General features: G+C 39.1%; 19 protein-coding genes. 13 read left to right on the top strand and 6 right to left on the bottom strand.

Going from position 1 to position 19,810, the window contains the following annotated elements; genetic code table 11:
* Positions 1 to 26: 26 nt before the first annotated feature.
* The 9 genes from G5B00_RS10695 to G5B00_RS10655 all read left to right on the top strand — a co-directional run bounded on the left by G5B00_RS10695 (position 27) and on the right by G5B00_RS10655 (position 10,964).
* Positions 27 to 392 carry a four helix bundle protein gene (locus G5B00_RS10695; protein ID WP_163874784.1) on the top strand — a complete coding sequence of 122 codons (366 nt, stop codon included), beginning with the start codon at positions 27 to 29 and terminating at the stop codon, positions 390 to 392.
* 40 nt (positions 393 to 432) lie between these two features.
* The gene (gene fic / locus G5B00_RS10690; RefSeq protein WP_163874782.1) at positions 433 to 1,305 is read left to right on the top strand and encodes a protein adenylyltransferase Fic; all 873 of its coding nucleotides are present in this window, start codon (positions 433 to 435) and stop codon (positions 1,303 to 1,305) included.
* Between the two features lie 60 nt (positions 1,306 to 1,365).
* Positions 1,366 to 1,731, top strand: a complete 366-nt coding sequence (locus G5B00_RS10685) for a four helix bundle protein (RefSeq protein WP_163874779.1) — start codon at positions 1,366 to 1,368, stop codon at positions 1,729 to 1,731.
* A 19-nt stretch (positions 1,732 to 1,750) separates the two neighbouring features.
* Complete coding sequence (locus tag G5B00_RS10680; RefSeq protein WP_163874777.1) at positions 1,751 to 3,217, top strand: type I restriction-modification system subunit M; 1,467 nt, start codon at positions 1,751 to 1,753, stop codon at positions 3,215 to 3,217.
* A 129-nt stretch (positions 3,218 to 3,346) separates the two neighbouring features.
* On the top strand, positions 3,347 to 4,627 hold the full coding sequence (locus G5B00_RS10675; protein WP_163874774.1) for a restriction endonuclease subunit S: 1,281 nt from the start codon (positions 3,347 to 3,349) through the stop codon (positions 4,625 to 4,627).
* 12 nt (positions 4,628 to 4,639) lie between these two features.
* Entirely contained in the window at positions 4,640 to 5,620 is a 981-nt protein-coding gene (locus tag G5B00_RS10670) for a DUF3644 domain-containing protein (protein WP_163874771.1), read from the top strand.
* A gap of 95 nt (positions 5,621 to 5,715) precedes the next feature.
* Entirely contained in the window at positions 5,716 to 8,175 is a 2,460-nt protein-coding gene (locus tag G5B00_RS10665) for an N-6 DNA methylase (RefSeq protein ID WP_163874768.1), read from the top strand.
* A 2-nt stretch (positions 8,176 to 8,177) separates the two neighbouring features.
* A complete protein-coding gene (locus tag G5B00_RS10660) occupies positions 8,178 to 9,362 on the top strand; it encodes a hypothetical protein (protein WP_163874765.1) in 1,185 nt (394 codons plus the stop codon).
* Positions 9,363 to 9,647: 285 nt separating this feature from the next.
* Positions 9,648 to 10,964, top strand: coding sequence for a hypothetical protein (locus tag G5B00_RS10655; RefSeq protein WP_163874763.1), 1,317 nt, complete (start codon positions 9,648 to 9,650; stop codon positions 10,962 to 10,964).
* Positions 10,965 to 10,991: 27 nt separating this feature from the next.
* On the opposite strand, the gene G5B00_RS10650 is transcribed toward G5B00_RS10655, so the two are convergent.
* The 4 genes from G5B00_RS10650 to G5B00_RS10635 all read right to left on the bottom strand — a co-directional run bounded on the left by G5B00_RS10650 (position 10,992) and on the right by G5B00_RS10635 (position 13,438).
* On the bottom strand, positions 10,992 to 11,225 hold the full coding sequence (locus tag G5B00_RS10650; protein WP_410510769.1) for a Fic family protein: 234 nt from the start codon (positions 11,223 to 11,225) through the stop codon (positions 10,992 to 10,994).
* Between the two features lie 331 nt (positions 11,226 to 11,556).
* Complete coding sequence (locus G5B00_RS10645) at positions 11,557 to 12,342, bottom strand: nucleotidyl transferase AbiEii/AbiGii toxin family protein (protein WP_163874757.1); 786 nt, start codon at positions 12,340 to 12,342, stop codon at positions 11,557 to 11,559.
* Positions 12,342 to 12,626, bottom strand: coding sequence for a DUF6922 domain-containing protein (locus G5B00_RS10640; protein WP_163874754.1), 285 nt, complete (start codon positions 12,624 to 12,626; stop codon positions 12,342 to 12,344). The genes G5B00_RS10645 and G5B00_RS10640 overlap by 1 nt, the downstream gene beginning before the upstream one ends.
* An 83-nt stretch (positions 12,627 to 12,709) precedes the next feature.
* Complete coding sequence (locus G5B00_RS10635) at positions 12,710 to 13,438, bottom strand: pirin family protein (protein WP_163874751.1); 729 nt, start codon at positions 13,436 to 13,438, stop codon at positions 12,710 to 12,712.
* A 142-nt stretch (positions 13,439 to 13,580) separates the two neighbouring features.
* On the opposite strand from G5B00_RS10635, the gene G5B00_RS10630 reads away from it, so the two are divergent.
* On the top strand, positions 13,581 to 14,696 hold the full coding sequence (locus tag G5B00_RS10630; RefSeq protein ID WP_163874748.1) for a transposase: 1,116 nt from the start codon (positions 13,581 to 13,583) through the stop codon (positions 14,694 to 14,696).
* Between the two features lie 322 nt (positions 14,697 to 15,018).
* On the opposite strand, the gene G5B00_RS10625 is transcribed toward G5B00_RS10630, so the two are convergent.
* Positions 15,019 to 15,990, bottom strand: a complete 972-nt coding sequence (locus tag G5B00_RS10625; RefSeq protein ID WP_240894460.1) for an alpha/beta fold hydrolase — start codon at positions 15,988 to 15,990, stop codon at positions 15,019 to 15,021.
* 604 nt (positions 15,991 to 16,594) lie between these two features.
* On the opposite strand from G5B00_RS10625, the gene G5B00_RS10620 reads away from it, so the two are divergent.
* Positions 16,595 to 17,209, top strand: coding sequence for a plasmid pRiA4b ORF-3 family protein (locus G5B00_RS10620; RefSeq protein WP_163874745.1), 615 nt, complete (start codon positions 16,595 to 16,597; stop codon positions 17,207 to 17,209).
* A 38-nt stretch (positions 17,210 to 17,247) separates the two neighbouring features.
* Here G5B00_RS10620 and G5B00_RS10615 read toward each other — a convergent pair whose 3' ends face one another.
* Complete coding sequence (locus G5B00_RS10615; RefSeq protein ID WP_163874743.1) at positions 17,248 to 18,225, bottom strand: helix-turn-helix domain-containing protein; 978 nt, start codon at positions 18,223 to 18,225, stop codon at positions 17,248 to 17,250.
* Positions 18,226 to 18,571: 346 nt separating this feature from the next.
* On the opposite strand from G5B00_RS10615, the gene G5B00_RS10610 reads away from it, so the two are divergent.
* Positions 18,572 to 18,967: an endonuclease domain-containing protein gene (locus G5B00_RS10610; protein WP_163874740.1), complete on the top strand. Its 396-nt coding sequence runs from the start codon at positions 18,572 to 18,574 to the stop codon at positions 18,965 to 18,967.
* Between the two features lie 321 nt (positions 18,968 to 19,288).
* The gene (locus tag G5B00_RS10605; protein WP_163874737.1) at positions 19,289 to 19,762 is read left to right on the top strand and encodes a GNAT family N-acetyltransferase; all 474 of its coding nucleotides are present in this window, start codon (positions 19,289 to 19,291) and stop codon (positions 19,760 to 19,762) included.
* Positions 19,763 to 19,810 lie beyond the last annotated feature (48 nt).

The following is a 19,810-nucleotide window of genomic DNA, read 5'->3' as shown; positions in this document are numbered from 1 at the left end:
GTATGAGGGGTTAGTTGTTAGATGATATGAAGGAGAATAATATAAAGAATAAAAGTTTTACTTTTGCGGTGCATATCGTAAAACTGTATCAATATTTGTCAGAAGAAAAAAGAGAATTTATACTTTCTAAACAACTGCTTAGAAGTGGGACTTCTGTGGGTGCTATGGTAAGAGAAGCGGAACACGGACAAAGTAAAGCGGACTTTATCCATAAATTTTCAATTGCACAGAAAGAAATAAATGAAACGATTTACTGGTTAGAGCTTTTGTATGAAACAGGTTATATAGATGAAAGTCAATTCGAAAGTTTAAATAACGACGCTGTCGAATTAATAAAAATTATCACCACCATCATCAAAAACACCAAAAAAAATCTAACCTCTAACAACTAACAACTAACAACTAACAACTAACAACTTATCACTAATAACTATGTCTAAAATATCCATACGCTTTTTCGACGATAGAGAGGTACGCGCTATTTGGGACGACGAGTACAGCAAATGGTGGTTTTCGGTGTTGGACATTGTGGCGGTACTGACTGATCAAGATGACTATGCCAAAACCCGTAACTACTGGAAATACCTCAAAGCAAAATTAAAGAAAGAAAACAATCAGTTGGTTAGTGCTACTACCCAACTGAAGCTCCTTGCTGCAGACGGTAAAAAATATAAGGCCGATGTGCTAGATTATGATGGTATTATCGCATTGGGTAAAACCTTTCCGGGTACTAAGGCAAACCGATTTATAGAATGGTTTACGTATAGTGAGGAGAGCATAGATGGTAAAAGCAAAAATAAAGCTTATGCCTTATTCGAAAGTTCGTTTATCGATAATATAGAAATTGGAACTGTTAAAGGTTTGCAGCAGATACATGCCTATTTGTTTGGTGGGCTGTATGATTTTGCAGGCCAAATCCGCAAAAAGAATATAGCTAAAGGTGGATTTCAATTTGCTATGGCACAATACCTTTCGGATACCTTGAAAGATATAGAAGCCATGCCAGCAGATACATTTGATCAAATTGTAGACAAGTATGTGGAAATGAATATTGCACACCCTTTTATGGAAGGAAATGGTAGAAGTACACGTATATGGCTTGATCTTATGCTGAAAAAGGAATTGAAAAAATGTGTGGATTGGAGTAAAATTTCAAAAAACGACTATCACCAGGCCATGATAAAAAGTGTAACAGATAGTCAACTATTGAAAGTAAGGTTAGAGAATGCGCTGACAGACGATATTCACAGTCGGGAAATGTTTATGAAGGGAGTTGACTATTCCTATTATTATGAAGAGAATTAGTGGTTAGTTGTAAGTGGTTAGTTGTAAGTGGTTAGTTGTAAGTAGTTAGTTGTAAGAAGTATGAAGGAGAATAACATAAAAGACAAGAGTTTTGCGTTTGCGGTTCGTGTGGTACGATTGTATCAACACGTAACGGAGCAAAAAAGAGAGTATATACTTTCTAAACAAATACTGAGAAGCGGAACTTCTGTAGGTGCTATGGTGAGAGAGGCAGAGCATGGACAGAGTAAAGCGGATTTCATCCATAAATTTGCGATTGCCCAAAAAGAGATAAATGAAACCATTTACTGGTTAGAGCTTTTAAGTGAGACAGATTATATTGACGAACATCAATTTGAAAGTTTAAATAACGACGCTGTCGAATTAATAAAAATTATCACCACCATCATCAAAAACACTAAAAAAAATCTAACCACTAACAACTGATAATTAACAACTAAAAAAGATGAGCGCAGAAGAAATTGCACAAAAACTCTGGAACCTCTGTAATGTCCTTCGTGACGATGGAGTGACCTATCACCAATATTTAAATGAACTAACTTACATTCTGTTCCTCAAACTTTCTGAGGTGCGGAAGTTCGATCAGGAAATACCCGCAGAATACCGTTGGGAAAAGTTCAAATCTATAAAAGACAATAAAGAGCTATACGATACATACCGCGAGTTATTGGCTACTATTTCTGCCAAAACCGACAATGCGACTATCAAGGAAATCTATACCAATGCATCAAGCATGCTACGTAAGCCTGTCAATCTACGCACATTGGTGACGGCCATTGACGGTATCGATTGGTTTGAGGATACTGAAAAAGACCAGATCGCTACCATCTACGAGGAACTGTTAGAGAAAAATGCCAACGAAAAGAAATCAGGAGCAGGACAATATTTTACGCCTCGTCCGTTGATCAACGTGATGGTCGATCTTCTGGTTCCCAAAATCGGCGAACGATGGAACGACCCCGCGGCAGGAACTTTTGGCTTTATGATCGCGGCGGATCATTATCTGAAAGAAAAAACGGATAGCTACTTTGCATTAACTGAAAAGGAACGTCGCTTTCAAAAGTACGAAGCCTTTACCGGTTGTGAACTCGTACAGGATGCGCATCGTTTAGCTTTGATGAACGCTAAACTGCATGGCATCGAATCGCCCATAGCCTTAGCCGACACTTTGAGCCAGGAGGGTGAAGCCTTTAAGAACTACGATGGTGTACTAGCCAATCCGCCTTTCGGCACCAAAAAGGGGGGCGAACGTCCGACACGTACGGATCTCACCTTCCTCAGCTCCAATAAGCAGCTCAATTTTCTACAACACATCTACCGCTCTCTCAAAAAAGACGGTAAAGCTCGGGCAGCTGTCGTATTGCCAGACAATGTACTGTTTGAAGATGGCGATGGTTTGCGGATACGCCGAGATCTGATGGACAAGTGCAACTTGCATACCATCCTGCGTTTGCCCACGGGTATATTTTATGCCGCAGGTGTCAAGACGAACGTTTTGTTCTTCACCCGTGGCAAGACCGAAACCGGAAACACTAAAAACGTATGGGTGTACGATATGCGTACCAATGCACCTAGCTTTGGTAAACGCACGCCATTCACCCGTGCCGCCTTTGCGGATTTTGTGAAAGCGTATACCGGTGGTATCAGCATCGACGATGTCAAAGACAACTGGCAAGGAGCTATCGATGAGGCCAAGCGTGCTGAGATTGCAAAGCAAGATAATCGCTGGCAGGCATTCAACCGTGAGGCTATTGCAGCCAAAGGCGATTCGTTGGATATTGGCTTGATCGCCGACAGTTCACTGAGTAATGCCGAAGATCTGGGTGACCCGATTGACATCGCCAAAGAAGCGATGTCCGAACTGCAGGCAATTAATAAGGAATTGGAAGATTTAATCAAGGAGTTGAGTTAACAGCAACGTCATGCTGAACTTGATTCAGCATCTCTTTTATAGTAAGCACACGCCGAAAATGATGTAGGCAGGTGCCAGAACGCAGAGACACCGAAATAAATTCGGAGTGATGTTGATAAAAAGAATAATATGGAAAAATCATTGCCGAAGGGTTGGGTAGAGACTAAGTTGGGAGATGTAACTACCAAGCCCCAATATGGTTGGACAACAAAGTCAAACAATGTCGGAAAATACAGGTATTTAAGAACCACGGATATTGGCAAAGGAAGTATTGACTGGCACAAGGTTCCTTTTTGCCAAGAATTGCCCGATGATATAGAAAAGTATTTATTAAAAGAGAACGACATATTGATATCACGAGCAGGATCAATAGGCTTGAGTTATCTCGTAGATGGTAAGATTGAAAACAGTCTTTTTGCATCTTACTTGATAAGGTTTAAACCTTTCATTGTTCCAAAATTCATGTCCTACTACCTCAACTCGAAGGACTATTGGAGAACGATTTCCGATAACGCTGTTGGGATTGCTGTGCAGAACATTAATGCTCCTAAACTACAAGCAATTCCATTCCCCCTCCCTCCACTCGCCGAACAAGAACGTATTGTCGCAAAGCTCGACAGACTCTTTGCCCAGCATGAAAAGATAAAAAAAGCACTAGATCGCATACCCGAATTGCTGAAAGCTTTTCGGCAGCAGGTGTTGACGCAAGCCGTTGAAAGCAAAAAAGGAACAAGAAAATTGAAGGATTTTCTAACGGATATAAAGTATGGTACATCCAAAAAATCGGAGTATGGAATTAACGGAACTCCAATACTAAGAATACCTAATATAGAGAATGGACGTATAAATGACAAAGATTTAAAGTATTCTTTACTGGATGAAAAGGAATATGACACTCTTAAGTTAAGGAAAAACGACATCTTGATAATCAGATCAAATGGAAGTGTGTCGCTTGTCGGTCAGAGTGCTATCATAACTAGTGAGCATGAAAATTACTCGTATGCAGGTTATTTAATTCGTATTAGACTTAATGCGAATTATGAGGCAGAATATTTAAACTATATTTTCAAATCAAATTTCATTAGAAGTCAAATGATCAACACATCTCGTTCTACCAGTGGTGTGAACAACATTAATAGTAAGGAGATTCAAGAGTTGAACATTCCTGACATAGAACTTGATGAACAACAAAACATTGTTAAACGAGTAGAAAGCCTATTTGCTAAAGCTGATGCTATCGAAGCTCGTTATCAAGCCTTAAAAGCAAAAATAGACAACTTACCGCAAGCCATCCTACACAAAGCCTTCAAAGGCGAACTGGTACCTCAACTCCCTACCGATGGCGATGCCAAGGATTTGTTGGCGGAGATTATGGCGTTGAAGGAGGAAACGAGGGGGAGGAAGAAGTAAACCTTTATTTGTATGAAAACTAACCCAACCTATAAAAGCTTATTAAATAAGTCTGTCAGCTCCATGCTATCGGCCATTGAGATTTATAACAAACCTAATTTTTCTTATAGAGAAGAGTCGTTCGCTATCTTAGCTGTAAATTCCTTAGAACTATTATTTAAAGCCCAACTCTTAAAGGTGAGCAGATATAATCTTCAAAGTCTTTATGTCATGGAGCCTATTCTCACTAAGGACAAAACACCTCATAAACGTAAAAAGAAACCAAAATTAAGCCGTAGCGGAAACCCACAAACAATAAACATAATGGAGTGTGTAAAAAGGCTCGAAAAATTGGGGTTTAATATATCGCGTAATAATTTGGGGAATATTGAGTCCTTGATTGAGTTACGCGATAATGCTATACATTTTCATAACAGCGATTCTATCTCGAAAGAGATTCAAGAAATCGGCTTTGCGACTGTCAAGAATTATCTTCATATTATCAAAAGCTGGAAAACAGAAATAGATATGTCTTCATACAATTTGTATTTAATGCCCTTAGCTTACGTTGATTCTAAAGTTATCAGTACGGGCGTAATGACTCAGGAAGTTCAAAACTATTTGAATTTCGTTAAATCAAAAATTGAGAGGGAAGATAAGGACGATCAAGATTTTGATATTGCTATATCTATTGATGTGAGTTTTAAGAAGGAAAATAGCTTCGGAGAGATTGGTTTTAGATACGATGAAAATGGTGTCCCGATAAAATTGACCGAAGAAAATATAAAAGATAAGTTCCCTCTCACGTACAAGGAGGTTTGTAACATCGCTACAAAACGTTATACTGACTTTAAACAGAATGCCGATTTCCATACCTCTATGAAAAAAATAAAGGAAGATGATAAACTTTGTCATCAACGTAAACTAGATCCAGATAACAAAAGGTCTATGACCAAGCCATTTTACAATGCTAATATTTGGAAAGAGTTGGATAAACTGTACACAAAAAAATAGACGTTCATCTCGATCTCACATCTTACTACAACTATGCACTTGTGCTGCACAGATAAGTCTGATTTTTGCACTTTAATCATTAAATAATCGGAACTATGCGGAATATAGAATATACAAACCCACCAGACGCTATGTCGTCCAAGATTTTCAGCATTTTTGACGCTTTTAGAAATAGTGAGAAATTACACTATTTAGAGAGTTCATTACAGGTAGTACTCCTTTTTGTATCCTTATACAAGGATAGTGTAATCAATGAGAAATCATTATCTACTGGGGTTGGTATACTGGACCTTAAGGCACTTATTCTAAATTCAGAGCTAAATGAAGAGACGAAGCAATATTATGTGTTGATTATCGACGCACTAAGTGATTCTTTGTCAAAAGTGTTGAGCGAGCCAATGGGGTATTTTTCTTTCCTTCTTTTTGAAATTGAGGAAGAAATTCTTAGGAACAATTTTGCTGATATAATTGACAATGTTATCTATAGGGTTTTGCAATCCCAAGGAAGATATGCAGGTGAGTTTATTCAGCCACTTGAACTAACTCGTTTTATGTGTGGTTTGGCTAATATAAAAAAAGATGCCAAAGTGTTCAATCCTTTTGCAGGCATAGCTTCGTTTGCTGTTCATAATAACCAAGAACATAGTTATTTTGGACAGGAGATTAGTCATAAGGCATGGACATTAGGTGCTTTGAGAATGATGTCTTATGGAAAGCTAAATAGTTCAAAGTACTTCTGCGAAGATTCGATTTTACATTGGCCAGCTCAATCTGAAAAATTTGACTTGATTATTTCCAATCCTCCTTTCGGGATACGACTCCGCGATCAGTATACAGATATTGATCCCGAAGTTAGAACTATCGAGCAGTTTTTGATCGAAAAAGGTGTTCAATCCTTGAAACAAAATGGAAAGTTAATTGCCCTTTTACCACAAGGATTTTTATTCAGAGGGCTGCAGGAAAAGCGGTTAAGGGAATATCTGATTGAAGAAGATTTAATTGATACGATTATTTCATTACCAGGTGGATTACTTTTAAATACAGGAATTCCGTTGATCATTATGGTCGTAGCAAGAACGAAAGATTTACCTGGTAAAGTAAAATTTGTTGAAGCTAAAAAGTTTGTAACTGATAATAGCCGGAGAGAAAAAGTACTCAACGATCATGATTTAATCAGTTTAATCCAGAGTGGTGTAGAAGATGAAAGTCATCTTCGGGTTGTTCAAAATCAAGAAATTATTGATAACGATTATAATCTAAGTGTTGCACGCTATTTCAAAAAAAACATTGAGGGCGTCAAACTTGGTGATATTCTAAAATTAGTTAGAGGTCAAAAAGGCGATCTTCCCAAAACAGGCAAACTAATTCGCATACGTGATTTAAAAGACGATAAAATTGATTTTACGCTTGATGTTTCTAATGTGGAAGAAACCGAATTGCGACGACATGGCATTCATCTTGTTTCAGAATCTTGTCTTCTCCTAGCAGTCCGTTGGAAAACCCTAAAGCCAACACTTTTTGAATTCAAAGGCGAACCTATTTTCAGAAATCAGGATATTTTATCCTTCACGGTTAATGAAACAATAGTAGACAAAGCTTACTTGGTCAACGAGCTTCATGCCGATTATGTGCAGAAGCAACTTGAATCATACCGTTTGGGTTCGACGATGCCTTTTATTCGTAGCGATGATTTGATGGAGGTCGTAATTAAACTTCCTTCAATAGAAGAACAACGAGCTAAAATTCAAGGGATTTACGAGTTGTCGGACAAGATTAAAAGTCTCCAACAAGAGCGTAATGCATTGGCTCATGGCAAGGCTATAAAGCAATTCAATGAATTTGCTTCCTTGAAACATACCTTGGGCAGACCTAGACAAAATATTCTTGATTGGTCTGACAACTTGCTTGATTTCTTAAACAAGGAAAAAGAAGGCTTTGTAGCATTGAATAATGCCTTTTCCGAATTTTATGAAATTGATATTATCTCTGCTCTAAAAGAAATCAAGCGTGACGTAAACTTCATCACCGACGTGCTTGAAAAGGGCGAGAACGGACTTGTTTTATCGGAGTATGAAAAACAAATAATTCCGCTAACTGATATCAACAATGTCATCAATGAACTGTCAAACAATCGATTTAAATTCAAAATAAAGAAGTTGTTACTGAAAGGTGAAAAGCTGAAGGAAAGAGGTATCTATGCCAATGAGACGCTTTTCAAGACATTATTGGATAACATTCTTACAAATGCGAATAAGTATGCATTTGATAAAAAAGCTACAGGCAATGAAGTAGTTATTGAATTAGCCGAGGTTGAAGACTCTCTTACTATGGAGATCAAAAATAACGGTAAACCATTTCCGAAGAATTATGACAGAGAGAAGTTTGTGACAAAATACTCGACAGCCGATTCAATTAATGGAAGTGGTCTGGGGGGATACGATATACACAGAATTGCGACTTATTTTAATAATCCGGATTGGATTCTATCTTTGAACGAAGACCCTTTCTTCTTGGTAAAGTTCAAATTCCAATTCCCAATTAAACTGATTAGCTAACTATGGAAGAATTGTTTTACAATATCTTGTGGATTGATGATGAGCATGAAACTCTGAGCGGCACTAAAGGCCGTGCAAAGAGAAACGGCATTAATCTGATGCCATTCAAGTCGTTAAATAGTGGTATGAATGAGTTAGAAAGGAATTATCCTTTATATGATGGTGTATTGCTTGATGCCAAATTCTTTGAAAACGAAGATGATGTTAAAGGCTCTGAAGATACATACAATGTGCATAGAGCGAAAGAGAGATTGCTCCAACTAAAAAAGAAATTTGAAGTATTCGTCCTAACCGGACAAGCGGAAGCTTATGAGGATAAAACTTTCAATAAGGCTTTCGCCAAAGTTTACAAAAAGGGCAGTGATGAAGAGATTGACCGATTGTTTTCTGACATAAAGGTTGCTGCTTCCAACCAAGAAGACACCCAGATTCGACACAATTACAAATGTGTTTTTGATGTTTGCACAGAAAAATACATTGGCGAACTTGCGGGACAGGATATTTTAAACCTGCTGAAAGTCAACGATGAAACCAACATTGACAATCACTTCAATTCCATTAGGAAAGTGGTTGAAGACCTTTTTATTGCCTTCAACAAATACAATTTGCTTCCTATTGAATTTGTCACACCTAGTGTAGCTTTGAACGAAAGCAGTAAGTTTTTGGCAGGCAAAGGTTCTGATGGTTCACTTTTTTCCGAAAAGGGGTATCAGCATTTAGAAGAAACACACCTCCCCAAACTAATTGCCTTCTACTTGCGAGGCATTTTGTCAGTAACGCAAGCAGGTTCACACAGATCCGACATTGACTTGTATGTAAAGACAATCAAAACACCTTTTCTTTTGAAGAGTGTTTTCTTTCAGCTTTTAGATGTACTGGCATGGTTTAAAATGTATGTGGATGGTAATCCAAAAGCCGGGAATTGGGTGAAAGTGGTGGAAACATCAACCCAAGTAACTAAACCAAAGGCAGAACTGATTCATGGCAAAGTCATCAATATAAATACTCAGAAAGGATATGCTTTTTTCAAACCTGATGGGATTGGCGAAAATGTTTTTATTCCACCGCACTTGGTTACTAATCATTCACTGGAAAAAGACATGTCTGTAAAAGTTGAAATTGAAAAATATACCGATAACCGTGCTGAAGAAATAAAATATAGAGTTAAACGGGTTGAGTTAGAGTGATTGGCATATGGTAGAAACTATACAATATAGAAACTGCATTTAACGAGAAAGCCTTTTATGGTCCTCAAAGAACTTTGCAAGAAATATGATCTCAATTATTCGCGAGAACAATTAATAGAATTATCAAAGTCAGTGAAAATCATCGTAGAACACCAATTTAATTCCCTGACTGGAATAAGCGGAAGAAACAGGCGGAGGGCTTTAAGAGTAAAAAATGAGAGCAACAATAGGAGTGATATCTCAGGCTTCGCAATTAAATCTTTTAATTAAAACAAACTGATACAGATGGCCACTGGTAAAGATCATAAATATCCTTTAAAAAAGGTCGAGTCTGAAATCAAAAAGCTTGAAAAACAACTTGCAGCATCCGAAGACAAGTTAATAGTTTCTAATGACAGCAATAACCCGTTCATTAAACATAGGCAAAGTCTAATTGATCGAATTGAGACAGCTAAGCGGAAGATCGAGATAGAAAAATTGAAGGATAAGTATACAGTGAAGAGGGAAGAAATCAATGCCCCCAATATAGAGCCACCAGAAGATATAATAAAAAGAAATCTCACTAAGCTTGGAAAAAAAATTCTAGCTGTTAAATTAGAAATCAAATTTTCTGGAAGAGGGAAAACTAAATTAGAGGAAGAGCTAAAAGAGCTAACAAAGCAAAAACTAGCTTTTGAGGAAAAACGTAAAATTCTTGTCGAAGCTAAAAAGAAGTCTAAACAGTCCGAGCAACTTAAACCCTCAACCAGTGTTAACAAAAAAGAAAAGAAACGAAAAACTGCCACTAAACCCATCAAAGTTAGTTCTAAGCCTGTTTTTAGCTATAAGTTTCTGATTGCTAAAGGAAAAGTCTTGGAAAACCTCATCGTGGATTGGGACAGCATATTTTTTGAGGATGGCCGTATAAAATTTAGACTTGACAAGCGAAGGTTTGTATGGTATCCATGTAACCAATCTAGATCATCGTATGAATATATAAAACTATACTTAAAAAGAAAAGAAATAGAGCCTCTACAGTTGCAGGTCAGTAATGAAAGAGTACGATCCATCGCAAACCTTGATTTACTTCACGATGTTATACAAATATTGAAAATTAAAATAGAATGGAATAAAATGGCATTGAAGGAAAGTGCTGTAGATGTTTCATCTATCCTTAGATCGCTGGGAAGCTTAAGTTCCAAGGCATTTGACTATTTTTATAAGAACAAAAATCTTACTCCGTATCTGCGGACGTTATGCGAGATACAAGAGTTAGATTATCATATAATCCCCGTTTTAGAGCCAGTCAATTCCAATTACATTTCATCTCTGAATGTTAACAAAGAGTCATTTCTTTTTACAATCCGAAGAACTAATGTTTATATCATATGGGAGAGTATAGAAGTAAATAAAGCAACTTTTATTTTCACTACGAAGGAAGCAACATATCTTGAAGATTTGCAGAAAATATTTGATTATATCTCTAGTCACCTTAGAAATAAACGTACAAATCTGAGGAAGGGTATTATAAACGAAGATGGTCAACACATACAATCCCACCGCACCCTTTATCATACAACTCTAGAAAAATGGACGGAAAAGCTATTTGAGTTTTTAATTTAGACTCAGCTTTGGAATATTTAATAAAGGCTATTGCGTTAAAAGCTTCAAAATCCGTTCACCAGCTTCAGTAATTTTATACCGTTGGTTAGGGTTTGTTTTTTCTCCCGGATAATCTTGGCTTACCCACCCCAAATTAATCAAAGGATCCAAGTACTTAGCTCTGTTTCTACTTTGGTTGGTCAGGTCCATGGCATCAAACAAATCCTGTCTAGTCATATGATTAGAAAGTATAAATAACATTTCCTGAACTCGATCATGAATACTTTCAACTTGCGCATCTTCGATCTCTAATAGAGTGGCTTAGTTACTAAGCAGGTCACTTGCAGGAAAACCTTCTGTTAAGTTTGCATACAGTACGATTAACGGCGATGAACGCCGTGACTTCCATTTTTTGTGAATAGGCTATTAAAATCATAGGAGGTTATTGCGTACGATCCTAGAATTCACTTTAAATTTCTTTTGGAATATGCACATATATGCTCCGACACTCCAAATGTTTAAAAACTCGGCGATGAACTCTAAAATGTTAATTCAAAACCATTTAACTCCGACACTAGCTTGTGAAACTTTTTATGGAATAACTAATAAGGCTCTATTCTTCTAAATCCGAAGAAGAAGAAGAAGAAGAAGGACCTGGAAATATCATGTTTAATTGATCAAATAGGGTGCGAACCTTTTTTCGCCAACTTGATCGAGCAAGGGGCCAACTCTTTTGATCTTTTATAATGTCAACTCTATTTTGTGAATGGTGAGGTCTTGATTTTCTACCTTGTACATCTCCCTCGTCAAACTTCAATAAAGTTAGAGGTTGATCTAATGGACTGGTTTCTCCATCGAGATCAAAAATGGTACGATGTTGCTCTGCTGAAAATAAAAAACGTTTTCTTTCGAGCTGCTTAAAAAGGTGTATCAATGGGAATTTTTCAGATAGGAGGTCAAGATCATAAATATCTTTTTGAGTGGCACGGTTTGCGGCTGACATCATCTTAAATAAGGCAATATCCAGTTCAGAAACGAATTTGATACCATCTATATCTTCGAGGTTATCGAGCATTTTCATATTTTGAAGAACTTCTACCTTAATCGTTTCTCCATCGCATATAATAAAAAAACGAAGGAAAATATACTGGTCATCTATATCGCATGGAAATTGGAATCCAAACACACGTGCGCCATAAAAATTCTCAACCTCGTCTTTGATTCTTTCATAACCTGCTTTTCCGATAATATGTGGGAAAAAGATATCAATGTCAGTGGATTTCCGATGATAATATCGAATAGCTAAGTTAGTACCTCCACCTAAAGCAGACCCCTTAAAACTTTCAAAAGATTGTAATTCACGAATAGTCTTTAATAGACCTTGAGAAATAGCAGACATTATTGATAACGTAAAAATTGCCGAACATGGTAACGACGAGCAACAAGTTTACATACCTCATTACTAATGCGTTCTTTTGTTTTTTGCAATTCTTTAACAATCTGCGTTTTGCTATAAAGCTGTTCCAAGGATTGGATATCTTTAGCAAACGTCTCTTCAGTTGTAGCAATTAGCGCCCTCGGGATAATAAAATCCCTGTCGTCCAGAATATCTAAATTCTTCGGATCGACATCCCAAAATAAATGTTTGGGAAAGATTTGCGATATATCCTTTATTACGCTCATTTATACAAAATTACAGCATATTAGGAACAAAAGAAAATTTAATTAAAATAAATTTGGATACAAGCTACTTGTTTGACGGTATATTACTTTTTGTTTCCGCTGTACATTCCGCCATCGTAATAGGGTGCTTTTGTATCGGTTACGAACAGTACCAAATTGGCTTCATTTTCCGTTTTGAAACTAATATTTTCATCCATAATGAAAAGGCTCTCGCCTTTTGTCAAAGTGATGTCTTCATTAACTGCAATACTTCCCTGATATACGTATAATAAATATCCGAAAGCCGGTTTAGGCCTTTCAGGCAAGTGCATCGAATTTCCGGTTATTATTTGTACGTCATATATCCACGTTTGGCTGCTCAACTGTAATTTTGTTTTTTCTTTATCAGGTGATGCAATTAGGCGCCATTTGTTTTCAGTGTACATTTCGTTTAATTCGTCGAAAATTACTTCAGGTTTTATATCTCTTTCTCCGGGACGGATGAATATCTGCAAACCCTCATTATCTTCAAGAACGGCTTCTTCGTGATGAAATAATTTTCCTGCTTTCATCAACATCAGCCTTGTGGGAACTATAAATTCTTCAAAACCTTCACTATCCGTGTGTTTTACCTTTCCTTTACGGAAATAAGAAAGGATGTCGTCATTAACGTGAGGGTGCATTTTTATCACCGCACCGCTGTGGATGTTAGCATGGTCTATACGTCCTATGCTGTAGTATCCGGTATCATTATCGGTAAGGTCCAACCCCGGATATAAAATGGAGATATGACTATTTCCAGCCCTTTTTGAATTATCTATTTTCTTTAACATACGCTGTGTTGAATTATTATTCTCATACTTTCTATATCAATACTCCGTTAAAAAATGAGACAAATTTCTGATTTACAGCAAAATAAGTGGACAAATAAAGGCTGAAAAATTATAACAAACCCTTGATTTTCAGTATCGTTTCATGGTCGAGGCCGTGACCCTGTTCCTTTCGATAAAGGGCAGGATCAATTTCCAGCAGCTGGAACGGTACGGCAAATATAGCGAACAGCGCTACCGTATCCAATTCGGAAAGCCATTTGATTTCATGGGTTTCAACAGCGGATTGGTTCGGCAGCACGGCAGCGGCCATTATATCATCGCCCTTGACCCCAGTTTCATCTCCAAATCGGGAAAGAAGACACCCGGTATCGGCTATTTCTGGTCTGGCCAGGCAGCACGCACCAAACTCGGGCTGGAGATGCTGGGCATAGCGGCGATCGACGTGGACAACCATACGGGATTCCACCTGGATGCCTGCCAGACGCTGCCCTGCAACCATCTGGATAAATCGCTTGCCGAGATCTACGCGGACTCGTTCTCCGGCCACGGTAAGCAACTTCTGGAACTGTCCCGCATCGCCGTCGCAGACGCATGGTTTACCAAGAAATCGTTCATCGATGCGGTCTGCGGGGCCGGTTTCCAGTTCGTGGGCAGGATGCGCGATGACGCCAACCTGAAGTACCTCTACACCGGACTGCGAAAGCCCGGCCGCGGAAGGCCCAGGGTGTACGACGGCAAGGTCGACCACAGGGACATCAAGGCCGGATATTTCCATGAGGTGGAACTGGAGGACGGGGTCAAAGCTACAACGGCCATAGTCCATGCCGTATCGCTCAAGCGGAACGTCCGCATGGTAAGGGTGCCGTCCGGGAAGACCCACAAACTGTACTTCTCAACCGATACCCAGATGGAAGCGGCCACCATCGTCCGATACTATAGGCTACGCTTCCAGATCGAATTCCTCTACCGCGACGCAAAACAGTTTACCGGACTGGAGAACTGCCAGGCAAGGAGCGAGAACAAACTGAACTTCCACTTCAACCTGGCACTGACCGCAACGAATGTCGCCAAGGCCGCACACTGGATAAGCATACCCAGGGAGCAGCGCGCCTCGTTCTCGATGGCCGATATAAAGACCATGAACCACAACGCTTTACTGATGGATAGATTTTTTTCAACCTTTGGGATAGACCCACACTTGCGAAAAAATCAGAAACATGTCAATGAACTATTACTGTACGGCACTATGGCCGCTTAAATATTAACTAACTATTGTATATGATTGCTATTGTAAAATTACTTCATATGCCCTACTTCCGCAAGTAAACAGCTTCTGCTCCCGAAAGTGTCTCCTACATTTGCTTGATACAAACATAGGGGACGCCCTCATTCGCTAACTTTAATACATTAGATTTTTAGATTAGTAGATAATAAAGGCACACGCGGCACGCGAATGCTTAACTTTTTGAATAAAACTGTTTTTTTTCATGAACTAAAGCGGAATTTATATTAAAGTTCATGGCCCCTTCAGAGCATGCTTTTAAGCTTGCCGGTGGATTTCATAAAAAGCTTACCTTCCCTTATTTTCTTAAAAACGTCTTTAACGGAGCTATAAACCGATCAAATACCTCTATATGCGGCAAGTGCCCCACATCGTCCAACTCGACCAGTTCCGATCCTTTAATCTTCTGCTGAGTTGACTTGCCCAAGAGCTGGTATTGCCCCATCTTAGCCGCGACGGCCGGATCTTTGACATTGTTTTTGCCAATAGCCGTACGGTCTCTCGTCCCTATGATCAACAATGTCGGAACAGAAAGGTTTTGAAATTCGTAGACAACTGGTTGGGTAAAGATCATATCCGACGTCCGGGCATTCACTCTAGCGACGATCGGATAATCCGGGTGTCTGACCCAGCCTGTCAGCAGATACACCCATTCATCGTACTCAGGCTTCCATTTATTGTCGTAATAAAAATCCAACTGATATTTCTTTATTGTTTCGTAATTGGCTTTTAATTCATTTTGATAGTGCACATCGATATTAGTGTATGGTGCGTACAGCTTCCAATCCTCCAATCCAATTGGATTTTCGAGGATCAGTTTCTCCACCCTTTCCGGGAACATCAAGGCAAACCGTGTCGCCAACATGCCGCCCATAGAATGTCCCAACAAACATATTTTGTCGAGATGGAGCGTATCCATTATTGCCTTGGTATTCAATGCAAGTTGTTGAAAGGTAAACTGGAAACCTACCGGCTTGGATGATTTTCCAAAACCGATCTGATCGGGAACTATCACCCGGTAGCCTTCGGCCGTTAAGGCGTCGATGGTTGTTTTCCAATAGGCTCCATTAAAATTTTTCCCATGGAGCAACATCACGGCCCGGCCATTAGGTTGCTGTGGTCGCACGTCCATATAAGCCATTTTGAGCTGTTGTCCCTGACTTACAAATTCCAGATAATTTACCTCGAACGGATAAGCATAATTGGTCAACATAATGTCCAATACGGGGCGCGAAGATTGCCCATGCACCTGGCCGGAAAAAACAGCCAATAATAAATACAGTATAATTTTTCTCTTAGTAAATTAAATTTAGTAAGCAGTGTCGACAGTACCAAACCATACCCTATCGTGTGTACATAAATATGTACACAACTGTTGTTCAAATAGATGCGATGAAATCGCAGTTTTCGTTACATCCTCGTTGCAAACGAGGACGACTACTTTTCTATTTTTAATCGTCCCGATTATGAATGATAATGTTTGTTTTCAAAGGCATTCATGAACTCACTTCGTTCGGTTTATAATCGGGATGCTTGAGAATGGCGTTTGTAACGCCAAAAGAATAAAACATCATAAAGATGTGTATACTTTCTTGCAGGTCATCTGTCTGTATTTTTTAGTGCCGTAAATCTAAGTTACAGCTTTTGGGCAACTTATCTCTTGTCAAACAATATTTAAATCACTTCATCTATAAGGTAGTGCCACTGCTCATTCCAGTTTGGTCTACCGTAAGGCAAGCATTAATCCACACCTTACGCCAGCGATTCGATCAGGCTCTAAGACGACGAAAAGCAGAAAGTTGAAATTTGTTCATTTCCAATTTTTCGTTCAAAATCGGTTTGCTACATTTGCGAAAAATAAAAATGCGAACGATATGGCTCACAAACTCAAAATAGAACTATGCTACACGGATCCGAAGATTTACAGGACGGTGATAGTGCCGGAGAGGTTCACCTTTGATCAGCTGCATTTCGTGATACAGTGTGTGATGAACTGGGACAACAGTCATTTATACCAGTTTAATATCGGTGCACCTTATGCCAGCGATTCAATTACTTATATCGATGAGGAGGATGATCAATTTGATGCTTTCTTCGGAAGCACGTTCAGAAAATACAATGCTGCCGAGACTTATTTGTCCGATTATTTCAACGGGAGGCAGAAGAAGATGAATTACATCTACGATCTAGGGGATGACTGGCTGCATATCATCACTGTGTTGAAGAAGCCCGATACAGAGGTATTGGTCCCTGTATGTATCAAAGGTCAACAAGCCGCCCCCATCGAAGACTGTGGGGGTATCCCGGGATTTTATCATTTGCTGGATGTTCTGGAAAAGAAAAGGAAAAGCCCGGACGACAAGGATCTGTTAGAATGGGCGGGGCTGTCCGGAGTAAAGAGCTACGACGAAGAGTATGGTTTCGATCTAGACGAAGTAAACTTACGATTGAAGGATGTCTATCCCGGAAATAGCCTGTTGAACTCGTGATAGTGTGCTAGGATCACCGATGTTTAACAACATTGATCCTAATCCTCTTTTACATAGTCTTCCAGCTGTCGTCGGGCGACCATTTTCCTTTCCATAGCAGGGGTATGCCCGAAATATTTGACGTATTGGCGGATGAAGTACTTGGCTGTCGAAAATTGCAGGTGAAAGGCGATCATATCCACCGATTCGTCGGTTTGGCGGAGCATTTCCCTTCCCTTGTGTATGCGTATAGCCTGTATGGCCGAGTTGACGGTCAGTCCGTTTTCCTGAAAGATCCTGTATAAGGTACGTTCGCTGGTCAGCAATTCCTGTGCCATCAGCCGAATATCTATATTCTCATCCATATAATGGGCGACGATGTATGCTTTTGCCTGGTGAAAAAGTGAAATATCTTCTTTTTTTGCTGATTTTTGGTATTGCAAGAGGTCTCCATGATAGGTTTCGATCAGTTGGATGGTCTGGTAGTGCAATTGGTAGCGTAGCGAAACGGGAGTGTCCTTGATGCGTTGGATCTGCTCCAGTATCTTTCTGTTTCGAAAGGCTATATTTACTGTTGGAAGCAGGTGGAGACTATTGTTATCCGGGTAGACCAGCGTGTGCCACTCCTCGCTCAGCTGCATGGGGTTTTCCAGTTCAACGCCTATCAATACCATCCATACTTTGCCTGCGTTGAAGTGATAGCACATATCCTCATTTTCACTGAAAAATCCCAGGTATTGCTGGTGGCCTAGTGCGGGATTTTCCGATGGAGCTGGAGAGGAACTGCCGAAAAACTGAAAAGCCATCCAGAATGTGGTGGGTGCTTGGCGAAGGTGTATACGCCAATTTTTGTCCAAAGCGCATTTGATCTCTACGAATATCTGCCCGTCTACCTTGCGGCTGGCTATATATAGATGTTCTGTGCCGATATGGATGTGTTCCTTTTGTAGAAAATTAAAATATCGTCCTTTTGGTATGATATGCTCCCTCACAGGAAGCTGCTCTAGTCTATGAGGTATAGTATACTCGATGACCATATACTTCAAGAAATTGGTTAGCGGCTTGAAGATAAGATTTTTTTTTGGATTTCAAGTGACAATTATAAGAGGGGGTAAAAAAGGGAGGAATAAATTATACAGTTTTATAAGCGGTCGATGCCGATTTCTCCTATTGTGTGTACACACGCAGGCTGTGTATCGGCTTGAGAAAGGTAGCACGTTTATGTGTCCCCCTTTGGAGGGGGAAAGGGGGAGGAAAACATTTCCTCTGTAAAAGTCGTCTCTCAGCGGCAGAGGAGAGATCTATAAAGTTGCTTTTTTATTGAACGTGATTATAATTGCATATAAAAGCAACTTTATCTAAGTTTGGTAAAAATATAGTAATATGGAAAAAGCCAATAACTCTAATCATTGGAACTATAATCCTACATTAAGAACATTTGCCACTCGCAACCGTAGAGACATGACCAAAGCGGAAGCTTGTATATGGAAATATTTATTAAGTGGTCGTCGACTGATGGGATATCGTTTCAATAGACAGAGACCAATAGGTAATTATATTGCTGATTTTCTATGCAAAGAACTGATGTTAATCATTGAAGTTGATGGACTTACACATCAATTCGAAGAAGTTTATAGGAAAGACCGAGCACGTGAGCAAGTTTTACAAGAGATGGGCTTCACAATTATACGTTTTGATGACAAGGAAGTACTACAGGATATAGCAAACGTAGAGCGCACATTAATCCATTATATAGAGACTCATCAATCAAAACCATAGATAAACAACCTCCCCCTTACCCCCTCGAGAGGGGGACATCGTTCTACATAATGATATTGCTATAACCGAAACACCGCAAGCAACAACCGGAAGTAGTAAAAGGAGGCCTTAAAGCGGAACAAAAGTTGTCTAAAGAATACCTCAGTCTTATATCAACAAACCATCCCCAAGAAAATATCACGTGAGAATTTTTCCAACAAAATTGACTAGCTTTACCTAGCTGAGTAAGCTCGGATATTATTGTCGTGAATAGTTTCGGACTTTAGCCCAAGCAGGCGGTCGGTTTGGGCTAAAGCCTTCGGAGTCTGACACTGGAGTAAGATGATTCAAATAGACGTATACAAAGACATCGATTACAGCGCATTGGAGTACAGGTTGCCGGATGGGCAGGCAATGTTTACATCCCATATTTCGGACTGTTTGGCATCGGGCGTGCTAAACAATGCCTACAAAACATTGCTTACTATCCGTTTTCATCATTCAATTGTTGGTTTTTTTATTCTTGACCAAGGCAATGATAAGTTTGTGTTGACAGATAACCAATACGCAATTGTGATACGCTCGTTTTCCATTAATCCGATATATCAGGGAAAAGGCATTGGAAAACAGGCAATGATGGCAGTATCTCACTATGTACAAAATAATTTTACAGACGTTAATGAAATTGTACTTTCTGTCAATTCAAAAAATATAAATGCCTATCATACGTATTTGAAAGCTGGATTTGTGGATACCGGAGAATGTATTGATGGCCCTATCGGTGTCCAAAATGTGCTGTCTCAAATATTGAACTGATTTCAGATAAAGTCAAATGTATATGTTTGGTTGATAGTTTTCAATGTG

This window comes from Parapedobacter sp. SGR-10 (assembly GCF_011030405.1).
In the GTDB taxonomy this organism is placed as follows: Bacteria; Bacteroidota; Bacteroidia; order Sphingobacteriales; family Sphingobacteriaceae; genus Sphingobacterium.
The sequence above is the reverse complement of the archived record's forward strand: the minus strand, read 5'-3'. Positions and strand labels throughout refer to the sequence as shown.

What these genes read in the sequence shown, in the direction of transcription:
- G5B00_RS10605 (WP_163874737.1), top strand. Translation starts at nt 19,289, where the DNA reads ATGATTCAAATAGACGTATACAAAGACATCGATTACAGCGCATTGGAG.
- G5B00_RS10630 (WP_163874748.1), top strand. Translation starts at nt 13,581, where the DNA reads ATGGTCGAGGCCGTGACCCTGTTCCTTTCGATAAAGGGCAGGATCAAT.
- G5B00_RS10615 (WP_163874743.1), bottom strand. Translation starts at nt 18,225, where the DNA reads ATGGTCATCGAGTATACTATACCTCATAGACTAGAGCAGCTTCCTGTG.
- G5B00_RS10655 (WP_163874763.1), top strand. Translation starts at nt 9,648, where the DNA reads ATGGCCACTGGTAAAGATCATAAATATCCTTTAAAAAAGGTCGAGTCT.
- G5B00_RS10645 (WP_163874757.1), bottom strand. Translation starts at nt 12,342, where the DNA reads ATGTCTGCTATTTCTCAAGGTCTATTAAAGACTATTCGTGAATTACAA.
- G5B00_RS10695 (WP_163874784.1), top strand. Translation starts at nt 27, where the DNA reads ATGAAGGAGAATAATATAAAGAATAAAAGTTTTACTTTTGCGGTGCAT.
- G5B00_RS10675 (WP_163874774.1), top strand. Translation starts at nt 3,347, where the DNA reads ATGGAAAAATCATTGCCGAAGGGTTGGGTAGAGACTAAGTTGGGAGAT.
- G5B00_RS10665 (WP_163874768.1), top strand. Translation starts at nt 5,716, where the DNA reads ATGCGGAATATAGAATATACAAACCCACCAGACGCTATGTCGTCCAAG.
- G5B00_RS10610 (WP_163874740.1), top strand. Translation starts at nt 18,572, where the DNA reads ATGGAAAAAGCCAATAACTCTAATCATTGGAACTATAATCCTACATTA.
- G5B00_RS10640 (WP_163874754.1), bottom strand. Translation starts at nt 12,626, where the DNA reads ATGAGCGTAATAAAGGATATATCGCAAATCTTTCCCAAACATTTATTT.
- G5B00_RS10620 (WP_163874745.1), top strand. Translation starts at nt 16,595, where the DNA reads ATGGCTCACAAACTCAAAATAGAACTATGCTACACGGATCCGAAGATT.
- G5B00_RS10660 (WP_163874765.1), top strand. Translation starts at nt 8,178, where the DNA reads ATGGAAGAATTGTTTTACAATATCTTGTGGATTGATGATGAGCATGAA.
- G5B00_RS10670 (WP_163874771.1), top strand. Translation starts at nt 4,640, where the DNA reads ATGAAAACTAACCCAACCTATAAAAGCTTATTAAATAAGTCTGTCAGC.
- G5B00_RS10680 (WP_163874777.1), top strand. Translation starts at nt 1,751, where the DNA reads ATGAGCGCAGAAGAAATTGCACAAAAACTCTGGAACCTCTGTAATGTC.
- G5B00_RS10685 (WP_163874779.1), top strand. Translation starts at nt 1,366, where the DNA reads ATGAAGGAGAATAACATAAAAGACAAGAGTTTTGCGTTTGCGGTTCGT.
- G5B00_RS10635 (WP_163874751.1), bottom strand. Translation starts at nt 13,438, where the DNA reads ATGTTAAAGAAAATAGATAATTCAAAAAGGGCTGGAAATAGTCATATC.
- fic (WP_163874782.1), top strand. Translation starts at nt 433, where the DNA reads ATGTCTAAAATATCCATACGCTTTTTCGACGATAGAGAGGTACGCGCT.